Origin of the sequence: Gracilibacillus massiliensis (assembly GCF_001458115.1) — a bacterium.
Classification (GTDB): Bacteria; Bacillota; Bacilli; order Bacillales; family Amphibacillaceae; genus Gracilibacillus; species Gracilibacillus massiliensis.
On sequence record NZ_CZRP01000011.1, the window covers coordinates 101,732 to 119,142 of the forward strand.

The 17,411-nt window shown below is 37.5% G+C and carries 16 protein-coding genes; 13 read left to right on the forward strand and 3 right to left on the reverse strand.

Translation table 11 applies throughout. The features are described from left to right. Positions 1-138: 138 nt before the first annotated feature. The 3 genes from BN3107_RS04280 to ytxJ all read left to right on the forward strand — a co-directional run bounded on the left by BN3107_RS04280 (position 139) and on the right by ytxJ (position 2,418). Positions 139-1,635, forward strand: a complete 1,497-nt coding sequence (locus BN3107_RS04280) for an alpha-L-arabinofuranosidase C-terminal domain-containing protein (RefSeq protein WP_058306392.1) — start codon at positions 139-141, stop codon at positions 1,633-1,635. A 245-nt stretch (positions 1,636-1,880) separates the two neighbouring features. After that, on the forward strand, positions 1,881-2,036 hold the full coding sequence (locus BN3107_RS19975) for a hypothetical protein (RefSeq protein WP_187371009.1): 156 nt from the start codon (positions 1,881-1,883) through the stop codon (positions 2,034-2,036). 25 nt (positions 2,037-2,061) lie between these two features. Beyond that, a complete protein-coding gene (ytxJ, locus tag BN3107_RS04285) occupies positions 2,062-2,418 on the forward strand; it encodes a bacillithiol system redox-active protein YtxJ (RefSeq protein WP_058306393.1) in 357 nt (118 codons plus the stop codon). Between the two features lie 77 nt (positions 2,419-2,495). Here the strand turns inward: ytxJ and BN3107_RS04290 are convergent, their stop codons facing one another. Further along, the gene (locus tag BN3107_RS04290; RefSeq protein ID WP_058306394.1) at positions 2,496-3,149 is read right to left on the reverse strand and encodes a cysteine hydrolase family protein; all 654 of its coding nucleotides are present in this window, start codon (positions 3,147-3,149) and stop codon (positions 2,496-2,498) included. A gap of 260 nt (positions 3,150-3,409) precedes the next feature. Further along, positions 3,410-3,607, reverse strand: coding sequence for a CsbD family protein (locus tag BN3107_RS04295; protein WP_058306395.1), 198 nt, complete (start codon positions 3,605-3,607; stop codon positions 3,410-3,412). A gap of 352 nt (positions 3,608-3,959) precedes the next feature. Between BN3107_RS04295 and BN3107_RS04300 the strand changes: the two genes are divergently transcribed. Genes BN3107_RS04300 through BN3107_RS04315 form a run of 4 tightly spaced genes read left to right on the forward strand, consistent with a single transcriptional unit; the run spans position 3,960 to position 7,702 of the window. Continuing rightward, entirely contained in the window at positions 3,960-4,661 is a 702-nt protein-coding gene (locus BN3107_RS04300; RefSeq protein WP_058306396.1) for a response regulator transcription factor, read from the forward strand. Continuing rightward, positions 4,658-6,139 (forward strand): HAMP domain-containing sensor histidine kinase, encoded by a 1,482-nt coding sequence (locus tag BN3107_RS04305; protein WP_058306397.1) that lies wholly within the window; start codon positions 4,658-4,660, stop codon positions 6,137-6,139. The genes BN3107_RS04300 and BN3107_RS04305 overlap by 4 nt, the downstream gene beginning before the upstream one ends. Further along, entirely contained in the window at positions 6,129-7,208 is a 1,080-nt protein-coding gene (locus BN3107_RS04310; RefSeq protein WP_058306398.1) for an outer membrane lipoprotein-sorting protein, read from the forward strand. The genes BN3107_RS04305 and BN3107_RS04310 overlap by 11 nt, the downstream gene beginning before the upstream one ends. 2 nt (positions 7,209-7,210) lie before the next feature. Next, complete coding sequence (locus BN3107_RS04315; RefSeq protein WP_058306399.1) at positions 7,211-7,702, forward strand: RNA polymerase sigma factor; 492 nt, start codon at positions 7,211-7,213, stop codon at positions 7,700-7,702. A gap of 415 nt (positions 7,703-8,117) precedes the next feature. Here BN3107_RS04315 and BN3107_RS04320 read toward each other — a convergent pair whose 3' ends face one another. Then, entirely contained in the window at positions 8,118-9,029 is a 912-nt protein-coding gene (locus BN3107_RS04320; RefSeq protein ID WP_058306400.1) for a methyl-accepting chemotaxis protein, read from the reverse strand. A 305-nt stretch (positions 9,030-9,334) separates the two neighbouring features. On the opposite strand from BN3107_RS04320, the gene BN3107_RS04325 reads away from it, so the two are divergent. The 6 genes from BN3107_RS04325 (at position 9,335) to BN3107_RS04350 (ending at position 17,327) form a co-directional block, all read left to right on the forward strand. After that, entirely contained in the window at positions 9,335-11,392 is a 2,058-nt protein-coding gene (locus BN3107_RS04325) for a hydantoinase/oxoprolinase family protein (protein WP_058306401.1), read from the forward strand. Between the two features lies 1 nt (position 11,393). Beyond that, entirely contained in the window at positions 11,394-13,364 is a 1,971-nt protein-coding gene (locus BN3107_RS04330; protein ID WP_058306402.1) for a hydantoinase B/oxoprolinase family protein, read from the forward strand. 78 nt (positions 13,365-13,442) lie between these two features. Then, a complete protein-coding gene (locus BN3107_RS04335) occupies positions 13,443-14,546 on the forward strand; it encodes an ABC transporter substrate-binding protein (protein ID WP_058306403.1) in 1,104 nt (367 codons plus the stop codon). Beyond that, a complete protein-coding gene (locus tag BN3107_RS04340) occupies positions 14,543-15,634 on the forward strand; it encodes an ABC transporter ATP-binding protein (protein ID WP_148434662.1) in 1,092 nt (363 codons plus the stop codon). The genes BN3107_RS04335 and BN3107_RS04340 overlap by 4 nt, the downstream gene beginning before the upstream one ends. Positions 15,635-15,640: 6 nt before the next feature. Further along, a complete protein-coding gene (locus BN3107_RS04345; RefSeq protein ID WP_231735252.1) occupies positions 15,641-16,522 on the forward strand; it encodes an ABC transporter permease in 882 nt (293 codons plus the stop codon). Next, entirely contained in the window at positions 16,515-17,327 is an 813-nt protein-coding gene (locus BN3107_RS04350; protein WP_058306405.1) for an ABC transporter permease, read from the forward strand. The genes BN3107_RS04345 and BN3107_RS04350 overlap by 8 nt, the downstream gene beginning before the upstream one ends. The last annotated feature ends 84 nt before the right edge of the window (positions 17,328-17,411 follow it).

The window sequence follows — 17,411 nt, forward strand, 5'->3', positions numbered from 1 at the left end:
TAGATATTTTTCATGAATTAAAATCCCGCTTTCATTTTGAAGCGGGATTTTTTTAAATTTAGAAAGGTTGAGCTATACTAGAAGTAAGCGTTATCATATAAAGGCAAAATTCTGATTTGTTGAGAAAGGATGAATGGAATGGTGAAAATCACAATTAATCAAAATAGAACACTTGGCAAAAGAGACAAAATGATTTATGGGCATTTTATCGAGCATTTTCACAGACAAATCTATAATGGCATCTATGATCCCGATTCACCACTATCGGATCAAGATGGTTTTCGGACCGATATTATTGAAGCGATGCGGAAAATCCAGGTTCCGATTCTGAGGTGGCCAGGAGGATGCTTTGTCTCCTCCTATCATTGGAAAGATGCTGTTGGGGAAGATAGAAAGCCTTTTTTCGATAAAGCTTGGCGAGTAGAAGATCCGAATACATTTGGTACAGATGAATTTATAAAGCTCTGTGAAAAAATAGGGAGTGAACCGTATATTTGTACCAACGCAGGAACAGGTACGGCAGAAGAGATGAGTGATTGGGTAGAATATTGCAATCTTGAAGATGAAGGCCAATATGCGAAATGGCGCATTCAAAATGGCCACCAAGAGCCGTTTAATGTGAAATACTGGAGTATCGGGAACGAAAATTATGGATCATGGGAAATTGGCGCAAAATCAGCAGAAGAGTGGGGACGATTGGTTTTAGAATCAGCAAAAATGATGAAGCATGCGGATCCTAAGGTCGAGCTTTCCGCTGCTGCCTTGCCTAATGTCGATTGGAATGTCAATTTGTTAAAGCATTGCGGGGAGTTTCTTGACTGGATTTCGATTCATGAATATTGGGATATGGTTCCCGAAGTGAATGATCTTGCCGACTATGAAGCGTCGATCGCTTTCACTCAACATATTGATCATGCCGTAACAGAGGTGAGAGGCTTGCTGCAAGCGATGAAGCTTGATAAAAAAATAAAAATCGCTTTCGACGAATGGAATCTAAGAAGCTGGCACCATCCTAATGTACATACGATCAAACAGGGCATAGATAAAAAAGATTATATTGATCCTCGTGACAAAAATGATGACAACAGTCAATACACGATGGCAGATGCGGTATTTACGGCAAGTTTTCTCAATGCGATGAATCGAAATTGCGATATTGTTGGAATGGCCAATTTTGCCCCCATTTTAAATACACGAGGCTGTATCTACAGTCATGATGAAGGCATTGTTTTGCGATCAACGTATCACGTATTTGATTTATATGTAAATTATTTGGGTGATACAATCATTGATTCATGGTCTGAAGAAGTACCGACAATGTCCGTTCAAAATAAAAGTGGAACAGAACTAGAATTAGAGAGTCTTGATATTCTTGCAACTAAATGGTCCGATCAAACAGGTATTGCTTTAGCTGTGGTGAACAAGGATCCGGTTAATCACCAAAAAATCAAACTTTCTCTACCGGCTAATGGTAATCAAGTAACCTTATTTTGCATTAGTGGAGAAACAAAAGATTCCTATAATGATGTGGACCGTGAGGAAGTGGCTATCTATCAAGAAGCATTAGGGGATTTTGAGAACGATATGGAGATTGAAGTGAAGCCACATTCTGTGAACATTATCCAGATTCGCTGATTTTGCTTTAAAATTATTTACAGAGTTAAATTGTGTTACTTGCTCAATGTTACTGAATGATAAACTGACACTAAAAGAATGAAACTTAAACTCTTGTGAAACGTATAATTGGAAAAAGGTTTTATTAAGCCGTAATTTTTTATAAAACTCCCCACTTCACGCATAAACAAGTGAGTGGGGAGGAATTCAGCTGACATATCTCACTTAATAAAAACAATCAATCCTAAATGGAGAGGAAAATGAATATGGGAAAATCTAAGTTTCGTGGTTTAGGTATTGCTCTTGGCGCAGCTATTGGAACTAGTGTAGGCGTAGCAATTGATCAAATAGCGACGAGCCTTGCATTAGGAATTGCGTTGGGATTAGTCTTTGGCATCATCTTGGATAAACGTAGTCAGTAGAATATAGTGGAATGGAGTGAGAAATGTGAAAGTTATCAATTACCTGACAACCCTTGAACAATGGTCTGAAATATGGGAACGATCAATGGAGTTGCCGCTATTGGTATATAAACATAGTACTTCTTGTATGATTAGTGCTAGAGCCTTCAAGCACGTGAAAGCTTTCGAAGAAAAAGAAATAATAGATTGCTATACCGTGAAAGTTATTGAGAATAGACCAGTATCCAATCAGATTGCAAAAGATACAGGAATCCCCCATAAATCACCTCAGATTTTTCTTATAGATAAACAGCAAATTGTATGGAATACATCACATTTTAAGATAACAAAACATCGTATTGAGGAAGCGGTGCAGCAGTTATCACGAAGTAACAGTCCGTAAACTTCCTTATAAGTCTCACTTTATGCTGGTGAAAGTTAAGGATACAATCGTTAGTAAAGTGTGGTCGAAATTCATTATTATTTTAGTTTTTCATGTGCTCGTAATATATCTTTAATTTCATTGCTTTCTAAAACATTTACTCCTATATTTTTCATTTCTTCTATCCCTTTTTCGTAAACCTGAGACATAGCATCCTGCACCATCACTATACGGAAGTCTCTTTCACTTGCTTGGTAAATGGAAGTCCGGGGACAATTAGGGAAATTACAACCGGAAAAAACTAGAGTATCAACTTTTTTAGTACGCAAAAATTGTTCCAGGTTGGTATTATAAAATGCGCCCCATCGAGGTTTATACATAACCCATTCATTACTTCCTATAAGTTGAAATTCACCTTTCAACAATAAATTTGAATTAATCTTGGCATTATTATTAGGGGTTATTTCAGCAACTAATTCAGCACCTTCCGTCTCTGGTGTGACAATATGCAAACCACTTCTGACGGCTTCTCTGCGACAAATATCTACATTGGAGCCATCCGATTTATACAAACGAATAACATGTATGATAGGTAATTCATATTTTCGATAAATAGTTAATAACTTTTTCATGTTGGGGACTATATCTATTGTGCCCTCAATTTCAGCGGGTGCACCAGGTAAACTGAAGTCATTTTGTGTGTCGATCGTAACTAAAACAGAATTTCTCCAGTTTGGATTAGTATAACTCATTATATTTAACCTGCTTTCTAAAGTTTGGTTTATAGTTATTTCTATATGTATAACGAAAATTCCTTTAAAGTATTTATAAATAAATTAAATTTACCGCTGTTATATCTTAGGCGAAAAGATTGGAGCTTTTGCAAAGAATCTAAGTGGTTTTAACTTATAAAATCATTTCACTTCATCCATATACTTTTGTTACCTCAAAAAAATAGCCCATTTTGCAATGCGATTTTATATGCATTACCAAATGGGCTATTGATAAACTTTTAATGTCTATTTTGTTCATCTTCTTTATTTTTACTTTCCCCAATGTTATCTTGAACTTTTCCTTTCTTTTTATCCAGTTTACCCTCGGCTTGCATTTTAGGATCGTCAGTTGCGTTTCCTATTTGGTCTTTTGCTTCGCCCTTCGCTTTACTTACTGCACCTTTTACCTTATCGCTCATACCATTATTCTTACTCATTTACAAACACTCCTCTTAAAATTAGTTTTTATAATGATTCTCACTCAGATATTCTGTGGTAAGAAGTCTTTTATCTTTCACATTATTCTTATTCCTTCCTCACAATTTGTTAAACTCTAAATTAGATTTTTTCATAATTAGCTAGGCTAAAAATATAGACAGAAGTAGCACTTTTACAGAGGATGGCGTGGAAGATTTAGCTATGTTAAAGCTGGTCCTAATAGAGCGCTGAATGCTACACTAATCAAGGAACAAAAGTATTCCATCTATATACAATTATAAAATAATTATTAAATTTTAAATCAACAAAGAAAATTATTATACAATCGATAGTGTGAGAGGAGTAATAACCATGGTTTCTATATTACTTGTAGAAGATGATAAAGAGATTGCCAGAATTTGTCGAGATCATCTTCTTCGCCAAGGAATGGAGGTCACCTGGGCATCAACTGGAAAAGAAGGCTGGGAGGATTTTAATCAAGCAAATTATGACTTAGTACTTGTCGATTTGATGCTTCCAGAAATGGATGGCTTTCAACTTTGTAAAAATATTCGATTGAATAGTGACATTCCATTATTGATCATTAGTGCAAAGCTAGAAGAAGAAGCAAAAATCAAGGGACTGGACCTGGGTGCTGACGATTATATTACGAAACCTTTTAGTCTAACTGAGCTAATGGCACGTGTGAAATCACATTTACGAAGATACCAACGATATCAGGGGATCAAACCAAAATCCAATCAACTGAAATTTAATAATGAGCTGGTCCTTGACATAAAACAACGACATGTAAGCATAAGTGGCAAAGAGATATCTTTAACCTCGAAGGAATTTGCTTTACTACAATTGTTTATTCATCATCCCAACAGAACATTTACAAAATCTGAATTATATCAGCATGTTTGGGGCGAAGTGGAAGGCGTTGGAAACAACACGATTAATGTTCATATAAAAAGCTTAAGAAATAAACTGGGAGAACGAATGAAAGAGCCAAAATGGATTGAAACCGTTTGGGGAACGGGCTATCGGTTTATCGGAGCACAGATCGTATGAAAATACGGACATGGTTAATTATTTCTTATTTAATTGTGATGTTACTTCCGCTAGTTGCCGCATATGGTTTTTTTATCTTAGTTCAAGAATGGAATCAGTCTAAAGAACTGACAGATACCTTGGAATTATATGAACGAATGGAATCGATTGAAGAAGAATTACAGTCACCTACTCTATATCAAAATAGTCTTGGGAGTAATATAGAGAAGAAATTATCCCCAGAACTGAAAACAACTGATATTACTATTGCACTTTATCGTTATGACGGTTTGCGTATCTATCAGTCCGAAGATGAAAGTAAAATGTTAATTCAAGTTGATCGACCTGAACTTTTTAAAAATCTTTATCAATACGACTTGTCCTATGATTCTTTAACAGTCAAAAAGCCGGTTTATCAGAACGATCAAATTCTTGGCATATACGAAGTAAGTGTGGATCGTTCAGAATGGGTCGAGGGAATACAAAATAGGCGGAATATTATGATATTTTTATCATTCGCCCTGTTTCTGATCGTTTACATAGTAGTTATTTTTATGCTGAATCGAAAACTTAACCGACCACTAAACAAATTGATGAGAGGTATGTCGAACTTTTCTTCAACCCAAGAACCTACCTATTTTCAAGATAAGAAAAAAGATGAGATCGGTAAATTGATGGAACATTTTGAACAAATGCAAGATGAAATAAAGACGGCACAATTCCAAGCAAAACAAGAGCAAGAAGAAAAGCAACTAATGATGGCCTCTTTTTCACATGATATAAAAACACCATTAACCTCTCTTCAAGCATATGCTGAAGCTTTACAAGATGAGGATAGTTTAACAAACAAAGAACGAAAAGAGTATCTGCAAATCCTGAAGAATAAATCTATTCATATAAAAGGTATGATTGAGGATCTGACTCTGTATGCGAAACTTCAATCCTCACAGTATGATATCGAATTAACGAATGTGGATGCAGAGGAATTTTTTGAAATGTTATTTGAAGGCTATGATGAGCTAGCAAAAAAGCAGCAGGTTCATTTGGTAAAAACGAATGCTGTTGATGGAACGTGTGATATGAATGATCAACAGATGGTGCGATACCTGGATAATTTAATGAGTAATGCTTTAAGGTTTACACCACAAGGAATGACAATTGGACTTGCTGCGGTAGACGCTATGCAACCACTACCAGATTGGGTATTTTCCGAAGCAAGAGAAGGAATTGATCAATTTAGAGAAGGGCACGGCATTCTTCTTGTACAAAATGATGGTCCAGCAATTCAGGATAAAGAATCTATTTTTATGCCATTTTTCCAAGGAGAAGAGGCACGAACATCTAATCAGACAAAGAATACTGGATTAGGATTAAATATTGCCAAACGAATTGCAGAAAAACATCAAGGAGAATTAAAGTTGTGGTCAATAGAAAACAGAGGAACCATCATCGTAATGAAATTTCGAATAGAGAGAGGAAACGAATCGAATGAAAAATAGTTGGAAAATGTTATTGGTTTTAAGTTTCGGATTGCTTTTAGCAGCTTGTTCAACAGAGGGATTTGACCAGTATTCTCCAGATCAAATAGTGGCAAAGGCAGTAGAAGTGACGGATGATATTAACGGATATTATACAAAAAATCAATTAGTTGTATATAAAGGTGAGGAAAAAATCGATGATTCGATTTTAGAGCAATGGACAGACAAAGAAAATAATCGAATAAAAACAATATCTGAAACAGCAAATGGTGACATTTCAATGAGCGTAAATGACGGTGAAGAGATCATTCACTATTCAAGTTTACAGGAAGAGGCTTATACAATGGAAGCACTGGATCCAAATGATACATTAATTGGTCAGTCACCGAGGGAAGAAGTTGAAAACACTTTAAAGCTGATAAGAGAAACACATGATATTGAAGTAGTGGGCAATGAGGAGATCAACGGCTTTGATACGCATCACATAAAAGCAACTCCTAAAGAAGAAGGTACGATTAGAGGAACTGAAGAGTATTGGATTGATAAAGAGAATTGGTTCATTATCAGAACTGTGTCTCAAAATGATGATATAACAGTAGATTATACAGTTACTGACTTGGAAATTAATCCTTCATTTGAGACTTCAACCTTTACTATAGATCTACCAGATGGTGTTGACGTCAAACCTATAGAAGAAATGGACCTTACTGAAGAGACAACAATAGCTGAATTAGTAGAAGTTTATGATCAACCGATATTGACGAGTAAAGACTATAAGTTGTATGGAATAGACAAATATGAGATGGAGGAGTTTGACAGGACGGAAGCAAACCAAGAATTTATAAAGGATGACATTTTACAATTCACTTTAACTTCGTTTGAGGCACCAGAGGAGGCAGCATCTTTAGGTTTCGGTGAGGGAGAAAACTTAGAAGTTCGTGGGCTAAGTGCTACATATACAGACGATGTTATTCAAAACCTTGTCTGGGATGAAGAGGGGATTCGTTATTCTATATTATCTAATAACCCGGAATTCACGAAGGAAGATTTAATAAAAATTGCTGAGAATCTCGAATTTGTGGAGGAATAAACATGCTAAAACAATCGTTACAGTTTTCCTTCAGAGATAAATTTATTTTTAAAGCATTTTTGAAAAAGTATCAAGCAAAGGTCTATCAATTCTGTTACTTACTTGTGAATGATCGATCCGTAGCAGAAGAAATCACAGCTAATGTTTTTCTCACCATATACGAGAAAGGCAACATCAGAGAAATAAATTCATATAGCCTCTATCAACATCTGGTCCTTTGTGTAAAAGACTCATTACTTGTTAAAAGAAACAAGATAATAAGCAGATTGCAAAGTAACACTTCTATAGTGAATGAAGCAGTTTGTCTTCTTTCCACTGAAGATAGGATTATTATAGGATTGACACATGTTTGTTCCGTATCTGCCGAAGACATCAGTTTATTGATGAATATCCCTAAGCAGGAGGTCAAAGAGAGATTATATCAAAGCAGAGAGTTTTTAACAGATTTTTTGAATGAACAAGAGAGAAGAGAACAATTAGAATTATTAAGTTAAAACAACTCCCGATGAATAAGGGTTTCATCGTGGCTTCAGTAGAAATCAAAGTATGAATTGCCGATGAGGAGTATCTCATCGGCATTATAACGTGAGAAAAGGTACAAACTGCCGATGAGGAGTGATCTCATCGGCATTATAAGGTGAAACAAGGTGCAAACTGCCGATGAGGAGTGATCTCATCGGGATAATAGCGGAAAACAAGGAGCAAACTGCCGACGAGGAACAGTCTCATCGGGATAATAGCGGAAAACAAGGAGCAAACTGCCGATGAGGAACAGTCTCATCGGGATAATAGCGGGAATCAAGAGACAAAATGCCGACGAGGAGCAATCTCATCGGTATCTTAACAGAAATCGAGGCACAATCTCCCGATGAGATCTCATCAGTAATCAACAATTCTAAAAGTATAACTTCAAACGATAGTGCTCAGTTTATCCGCATCTTCAGTTAAAGTCTCAGAGGCTTTGGCAACCATTTGATAATCATCTGTTGCATTGTGTATTTTTCCAATTCCGCTTTTTATATCTTCTTGTATGTGCATGACCCCATTAGAAATATTTCCAATTTCATTAGTGATATTTGTAACATTATTATTGACTTCTGAGATCGAATCTTCAACTTTATTTGATAGTTTACGAACCTCTTGTGCGACCACTGCAAATCCTTTTCCGTGTTCACCAGCATGTGCTGCTTCAATTGCCGCATTCAAAGATAATAAATTCGTTTGCGAAGCTATATTTTTGATCGTTTCGACGATCCCTTGTATATCCTTAGCTTGTTGTTGAAGATCACTTAAAGTATTCGTATTCTGATTAGATATCTGTTCCATTTTCTCCATCATCGTATTTAACTCCTCCTGATTAATTAAGCCGCTATTTGCTCTTTCAGAAAGATTATGGGAGGTTACTTGCAGTTGTTGGACAAAATTTTGTATGTTTGTTTGTCTTTCTGTAATATCTGTCGCTACTTTTAATACACCAACGACTCTTCCATTTTCGAAGGTTGGCATATAAGTTGCTTCTAACCAGATAGAATTTCCTAGAGCATCTTTACGGTTAATCTTATCCTGAAGCGTTTCACCATTTAATAACCTTCTCCAAAAATATTTATAGTCAATGCTGTTCGTAAATGAATCAAAACAGAATTCTTTGTGGTGTTTACCAAGCATTTGTTCATTTGTATCGAACTTCATCGTTTTTCTAAATAAGTCATTGACATCTACTACTTTACAATCGGTATCAAATTGAATAATAGCAAGATTTTGATAGATTGCCTCTAATTTTAAATTGTCTGAAATAACAGTTGTTGGTAGGGTGCTTAACATAATAGTGCTCCTCTTTATATAAAAGTAATTGTATTCTTGTTTAGTTCTTTATACCCTGTCGTAGTAATATCAAACTACTTTTTGTATAACTTTTGTATAATTATTTTTCTTTAAAAAGTTTATTAAAATCGAATGGTATGCATAAAATTTTGTAATAAATTTGAAGCTAATCAGTGACAGTTCAATAACTTGAAAAACAGAACTTCTTAAGCTATTCTAAAACTTACTAGATAAGTAGGAATTATCGGAATATATAGTTAGTTTCATGCACCTACGATTATTACATACATTAAAGGAGAGATTTTATGGCGAAAAATCGCTTTCGTCTAGGAATAGATATTGGTGGTACGTTCACTGATTTAGTTTTGATTGACCAAAACAATGGGGAGATTATAAGCAAAAAAACACCGACCATTTCAGAAGATCCGACGCAAGGGATAACCAATGGTCTGGAAGCCTTAAAAGAGAGCGGTATTGACACGAAGGATATCGAATATTTTGTTCATGGAACAACGATCGGATTAAACACGATCATCCAGCGTAATGGAGCAAAGGTTGCTTTTATTGTGACAGATGGATTTCGCGATATGTTAAGTTTCCAAAGGTTGCGTTTACCAGTTCCCTATGATTTTAGATCTCGTCATCCAGAGCCACTAATTCCTCGTGATCTCGTTTTTACCGTGAAGGAGCGATTACAGCATGATGGAAAAGTGGTCCGACCTCTAGATGATAATGATCTTGAAACGAAAATAGATGAGATTGAACGAGCGAATGTTGATGGGGTAGTTGTTTGCTTTTTGCATAGTTATATAAATCCTGTTCATGAACAGCAAGTCAAAAAAAGGATAGCTGAGCGTTTGCCGAAAGTAAAAGTAAATCTATCATCTGAATTATGGCCACAGATGAGAGAATATGAACGGGCGATGATGACCATCTTAAATATGTATGTTCAACCAAAAATAGAACATCATTTTAAGCACTTAAAGAGAAGACTTGAAGGAGAGGCTGTGCCGGCTACTCCATACATTACCCAATCAAACGGCGGTATTATGAATATTGAAACAGCTAGTAAATATCCCGTTAGAACCTTATTCTCAGGACCTGCAGCAGGAGTTATTGGTGCACAAGACATGGTGAAGAAAGCAGGTTACGAAAATGTTATTACATTCGATGTAGGAGGAACGAGTGCCGATATCTCGATTATAGAAAATGGTAATCCAACCTATACAGGTAACAATCATTTAGGTGGATTCCCCGTTATGTTGCCATCTGTTTCGATGTTTTCAGTAGGTGCTGGTGGCGGCTCATATGCTTGGATTGATAATGGTGGGATGCTAAAAGTTGGACCTGATTCAGTAGGGTCTACTCCTGGTCCAGCATGTTATGGAACAGGTGATAAACCTGCTTTGACAGATGCCTTTTTAATATGTGGCTATTTAAATACGGAATCGTTTGCTGGTGGTGGGTTTGAACTCGATATCAAAAAAGCAAAACTAGCAGTTAAACCGATTGCAGAACACTTAAAATTAACGATTGAGGAAACGGCGGACCGTATGATTCAGGTAGCGATCGCCAATATGTTTGCTGAAGTGAACAATATTATGGAGCATCACGGCTTTGATCCTCGTGAATTTGCCTTATTAGGTTATGGTGGAGCAGGACCAGTCTTAACTAATTTCTTAGCAGAAGAAATCCAGGTTAATGAAGTATTAATACCGCCTTTGCCTGGTACACTTTGTGCTTCAGGAGCACTAAATGCTGATTTTATTCATGATGAAATTATGACCCAACAGGTGTTACTGAATGATATTTCAATCGATGAACTATGCGATCGTTTTAAGCAATTAGAAGAACAGGCGTTAAAATGGCTGAATTCTCAGCAAGTAGAAAACTTACAGGATCAACAGTTAACCTATACACTTGATGCGCGTTATCAGCATCAAGCATATGAAATCGAAGTACCAATCGAGTTGGAATGGTTAGAAAAAGGGGAAAAGGAAAAGATTAGAGATCAGTTTCATCAGCTTCATTTTAATCAGTATGGACATAGTAACCAGGATGCTTCCATTGAAATGATCAATGCTCATGTTAGAATCGTAGGAAAACCTCCAAAAGTAGTCAATCAAGAATTAGAACAATCACTGGAAAATCCTGTTTCCACAACAGAGCGACAAATCATGTTAAAAGGTGACCTGTATCAAGCCCCGGTTTATACACGAACGGAGCTTACGTATGGTCATAAGATTAAAGGGCCAGCAATTATTGAGCAACATGACTCTACTGTCGTTGTTTTACCAAATTGGACAGCTAAGGTAAATTCATATGGTCACTTAATCTTATCTAACGAGAAAGGAGGTCATTAATTTGAGAACAGATCCAGCTAATTTAGAAATTATGCGAAGCTATTTTCACGCGATTGCAAGCAGTATGGGACATGTGATTGAACGTACATCTTATACTACATTTGTAAAAGAATCAGCCGATTTTGCGACCGCATTAGCTTCACCAGAAGGTGACTTCTATGTTTACCCACGTTCCGTAGGGGTTACCATTTTTCTAGGGCTAAGCTTAAAAAGAACGTTGGAAGAATGTGGTCCATTAGAAAAAGGGGATATCGTTATCACCAATGATCCATATACAACAAATGGTCTTGCCTCACATTTGCCTGATGTCCATATTATTAAGCCGGTTTTCGCTGGTGATACCTTAATTAGTTATGCATGGTCGTTCGTCCATTGCAGTGATGTTGGTGGGCTTGTTCCTGCAAGTATTTCCCCAACAGCATCCGATATTCACCAGGAAGGTCTACGTATTCCGCCAGTGAAAATCTATCGCAAGGGCTCGTTGAATCCAGATATTAAATTAATGTTAGATGCTAATAGTCGCGTACCCCACCTCAACTATGGAGATATTAATGCCATGGTGGCGGCTGTTAATACAGCGGAAAATCGTTTAATGAGTATGGTCGACAAGTTTGGAGTGCAGAATATCGAGTTTGCCATTCAAGATCTTATGGATCAAAGTGAGACACGTGCAAGAAAAGTTATTTTACAAATACCTGATGGGACCTACAGTTTTCATGATTATTTAGATGACGATATGGTTACCGAACATCCGATTCGGTTAGCTGTTGATTTGACGGTAAATGGCAGTAGTATTGATGTTGATTTGTCGCGTTGTGACCCACAGGTGAAATCTGCATTCAATTTAGTGACGAACGGGAGCAGACATTCCTTTTTGTTACAAGGACTTATTAACTTTATTATTAGTGAAGATCCACATATACCTATAAATGGTGGGATCCTAAACCCAGTGCGTATTCATGCACCTAAAGGTACGATCGTGAACCCTGAATACCCGGCATCAGTAGGTGTGCGTCATAGTATTACGATGCGGATGTACAGCACAATACTTGGTGCGTTAGCAAAAGCGATACCGGATAAAATTCCGTCAGCCGGTGCTGGTCAGGCAGCTATTGTTGTACTTTCCACACAGGAGAAATCAAGCGGATCTCGAAATATGGCTGTGGTGGAACCGCTTGGTGGGGGTGGCGGTGGCCACTATGACTTTGATGGGATTGATGGAATTGATCATTCTTCCGGATTTCTGAAAAATACACCAATTGAAAGCTTGGAACAACATATCGATACATTGGTACATCGCTATGAGTTAATGCCAAATACAGCAGGAGTTGGTCAAAGTAGAGGTGGCCATGCGATTCGATTAGATTTTGAAATAAGGCGTCCAGATTCGATTGTGACAGCCCGAGGAATGGAGCGATTGAAATTCCAACCATGGGGACTTTTTGGTGGAGAAGCGGGTTCTCTTGGTGGAGTAGTACTGAATCCAGATGCACCTAACGAAAAGCAACTTACAAAAATTAATGTATTAACACCAGAAGTTGGTGATGTGGTAAGTATTCGAACTGCGAGTGGCGGGGGCTGGGGATTACCTTATAAGAGGGAAGCAGAGCTTGTGTTACGAGAAGTTGAAATGGGACTAATTAGTGTGGAAACAGCAAAAAGTAAGTATGGTGTGGTTATCGAAACAGATGGTACATCCAGTCACCATACCCTAAATAAAGCGAAAACAGCACAACTCAGAGCGCAATACCAACCAAATACAACTAATGAATTCGATTTAGGCAGTAATAGAGAACAATTTGAGCAGCATTGGCCAGTGGATGTGATGGATCAATTGATTGAAAAATTGCACACATTGCCTCCTACTGAGCGCTGGTATCAAAAGATAGCCATTCAAAACTATTTAAAAGACAAGTTACAGGATCAAGCTGTTACATCAGCAGATTTAGAAGAGGCGTGGGATCACTTATAATCTTTGGAAAAATTAAATAGGTTAACATCTTGTACTAGCATGCAGCACAATCAAATTACACAAAGGAGTGTCGACAACATGAGAAAAAGAGCACATTTTATCTTATTAGTCATTTTATTAACTGGAATCGTTTTAGCCGCTTGTGGCGGTGATACAGAAGAAGAGCAAAATGCAGGTGAATTACCTGAGACAGATGAAGTGGTTATTGGTGTCTATGGTGGTAATTGGGAAAAGCAAATTATGGAAGCAGGTTTAGAACAGTATGAAGAGGAAACAGGTATTGAAGTGATTGTTGAAGCAGGGGCTGACGCAAACTGGTTTTCCAATCTAAAATCTTCAGGCGGAGAAAATGCACAATATGATGTACTGATCTTTCAGCCGGATACGATTGAACGCGCTGTTGCAGGTGATTTATTGGAACCACTTAATCCTGAGCAGGTTCCAAATATCGAAAACATTTATGACTCTGTAAATGAAAGGTTTACAGTAGAAGATGACGTTTATGCGGCTGGATTTAGTATGGGGCAATTAGGTATTGCTTACCGACCAGACCTTGTTCCATTTGAACCAGAAAGCTGGGAAGACTTATGGGACGAGCAATTTGAAGGGCAACTTGGTATATCTTCACCTTCCTATTCGGCCGGCCTACAGTTCTTTTCTGGTGTAATGAATACAGTTGATGGAGATGCATCAACTGAAGAGGGTATTAATGCCACATTTGAAAAACTGGCAGAATTACAGCCAAATACCGTTGCCTATCCAGATAATCCAGGGACTATCCAAACATTATTGGAGCGTGGTGAAATATCAGCAATACCGTTCTGGGATGGACGCGTATTTGCACTTCAGGATGCTGGTTTAGATGTTGAATTCACCTACCCGGAAGACGGACCAGTAGCAGCAGTTGCTAGCTGGGTTATTCCAAAAGGAGGACCGAACTTGGCTAATGCATATGATTTAGTTAATTACCTGTCATCTCCAGAAGTACAAGGAGCTTTTGCGGAGCTTTCTTATTATGGAATGACAAATGAAAATGTTGAATATAGCGAAAGTTTAAGTGAACGTGTTCAAGTAGGTGAAGAATTTTATCAAGATTTAACATGGGTAGACTATGAAGCATTAACTCCGAAATTAAACGATATAACACAACGTTGGAGTACTACTTTTGATGGAGGACAATAATGAGTATTACCGTAAAAGAGATCAGTAAACAATTTGGAGATAATACAGCTTTGAACCAAGTGGATCTCACGATCAAGGAAGGGGAGTTTTTCTCCCTACTTGGTCCCAGTGGCTGTGGTAAAACAACTCTACTAAATATAATTGCAGGATTTTTGCCAGCTACTACAGGTTCTGTTTCGATTAATGGGAAGGATGTCACAAATCTTCCCCCTTATCAGCGTAAGATTGGTATGGTATTCCAAAATTACGCCTTGTTTCCACATCTAAGTGTCTTTGATAATGTCGCCTATGGATTAAAGGTGAAAAAAATGTCAAAGAAAGCAATTAAGAAAAAAGTAGAAGAAGTTTTAAAGTTAGTCCATTTAGAAGAGTTTACAAAACGGATGCCTCATCAATTAAGTGGTGGACAGCAGCAACGGGTTGCAATTGCTCGTGCACTTGCAATTGAGCCATCCGTTTTACTGCTGGATGAACCATTAAGTAATTTAGATGCCAAATTAAGAAAAGAAATGCAAACGGAATTACGCTTGTTACAACAACGGATAGGGATTACGACAGTGTTAGTTACCCATGATCAAGAGGAAGCACTAAGTTTATCTGATCGTATTGGTGTTTTAGGCGACGGCCATGTTAAACAGGTAGATGCCCCATTAACGATTTATCGACAACCAAAAAATCGATTTGTTGCTGAATTTATTGGACAGGTTAATATTTTTGAAGTAGAAGCAGGTATGGATGGAACATTTGCTGCCAAACACCATAAAGTTGCTAAGAACCAGGCTTTATTATTGGAGTCTGCTTATGATTTGGACACAAATAATGAAGATAAATCACTTATGATGCTACGTCCGGAACGTATTCAAGTGGCTGGTGCAAAAGGCAACAAGGAAAGTAACGAAGTAGAGGTAACGGTTGTTCATACAAATTATATTGGCGACTCGCTTCGTGTTCATGCATCTTTAGCTGAGCAAGGTGACCTTCTCCTTCATATTTCTGATACAGTGTTTGAAGAGCCACCACAACCAGGAGAAACATTGTATCTATATTGGAATTCAACAGACATTATTCCATTGGCAGATAAGGAGTAACGAGCTATGTTGAAAACGATTATGAAATCAGACCGACAAAAAGCTTTTTACTGGGGACTGTTAATTCCAACCATTCTATTATTATTATTTTTTCTGGTAACACCGTTAGTAATGCTAGCAGAAGTAAGCTTTCGTGAAGTAGACAGTTATCTTAACATCCAGGAGACTTATACATTTCAGCATTATATCGAGGTCTTTCAATCTGGAACTTACGTGAAGACAATTGGAACTACTTTAGGGGTGGCCTTTATAACCGGCCTATGTTGCATGATCTTGGCATACCCAGCAGCTTATATGTTAGTAAACGCCAGGCACTCAGGTTTGCGAACTTTTCTTTATATATTACTGATCATGCCATTGTTAATTAGCATGGTGGTACTCAGTTTTGCATGGATCGTTTTATTAGCACAAAATGGGATGATCAATCAAGTTTTAGTAAATTTAAATATCATTGATCAACCGCTCCCAATGCTTTGGAACCTGACTGCTGTTGTGATCGCTTTAGTCCAAGTTCTATTACCGTTTGCAGCTTTACCGATCGCTAATACGCTTGGTGATATGAATCCGAAGTTGAAAAGTGCTTCGATGAGCCTTGGCGAGAATAGGTGGAAAACCTTTATAAAAGTAACTTTACCATTATCTATTCCGGGTTTAATATCTGGTTTTGTCATTGTATTTTCTCTAGCTGCTGGGAGTTATATTACGGCTTTATTAATCGGGGGTAGGATGCAGCCATTACTTCCATTAACGATATATCAACAGGTTGTACAAATCTCAAACTGGCCATTTGCAGCAGCATTATCCTTTACATTACTTGTGATAGTAGCTATTTGTGTGTTGTTTTTAGGGTGGTTATTAAGTCGTTGGGAGGAGAGAGTCTATGGCTAAATCAAACAACCAATCAAAAAAGTTTAATCTTGGAACCACTATGATTTGGCTGTTCGGTAGTCTTGTCTATTTGTTTATGACGATTCCTGTTTTGATTATCGTCCTATCATCGTTCAGTCCGAATGCATACCCAGAGTTCCCCCCGACAAGCTTTTCGATCAGGTGGTATGTGGAATTGTTTACGAGTAGCGCTTGGTTGGAAACATTATGGACAAGTGTACTTTTAGTATTGATAGTAACACCCATAACGGTTACTTTAGGGACAGCTGCTGCAGTTGCTATACGCCGTTTGAATTTCCCGGGCAAACAAGCACTGCAAGCAATGATGATGTCCCCATTGATGATTCCACATGTAGTTCTAGGTATTGCTTTCTTATATCAGGGAACAGCAATGGGCTGGTTTGGGACATTGACAGCATTAATCATTGCACATGCTGTCATTGTGTTTCCATTTGTAATCAGATCGGTTGGGGTAAGTATGTCAAACCTTGATCCAATACTAGAACAGGCATCAATGAGTCTTGGTGCAGGACCAATTCGAACGTTTTTCAAAGTAACGGTCCCAAACATTAAGCCGGGGATTATGGCTGGAGCAGTGTTTGCAGGCGTAACGTCATTTGGAGAAGTATCGGTAAGTGTATTCGTGTCTTCGCCTCAATTTGTCACGGTCCCGGTACGAATCTTCAATTATGTCGAGCAAACGTTTGATCCTGTCATTAATGCTGTTTCGGTGGTGTTTATTCTTATCTCTGTGATAGCCTTAGTCATTATCGAAAAAACGATAGGCTTAACAAAAGCATTTTAATAGTATAAAAAAGGAAAGCTGCACAATAGCTTTCCTTTTTTTAAATAATTTACTTCACCTGTCGTAGTAATTGTGTTATTCTTA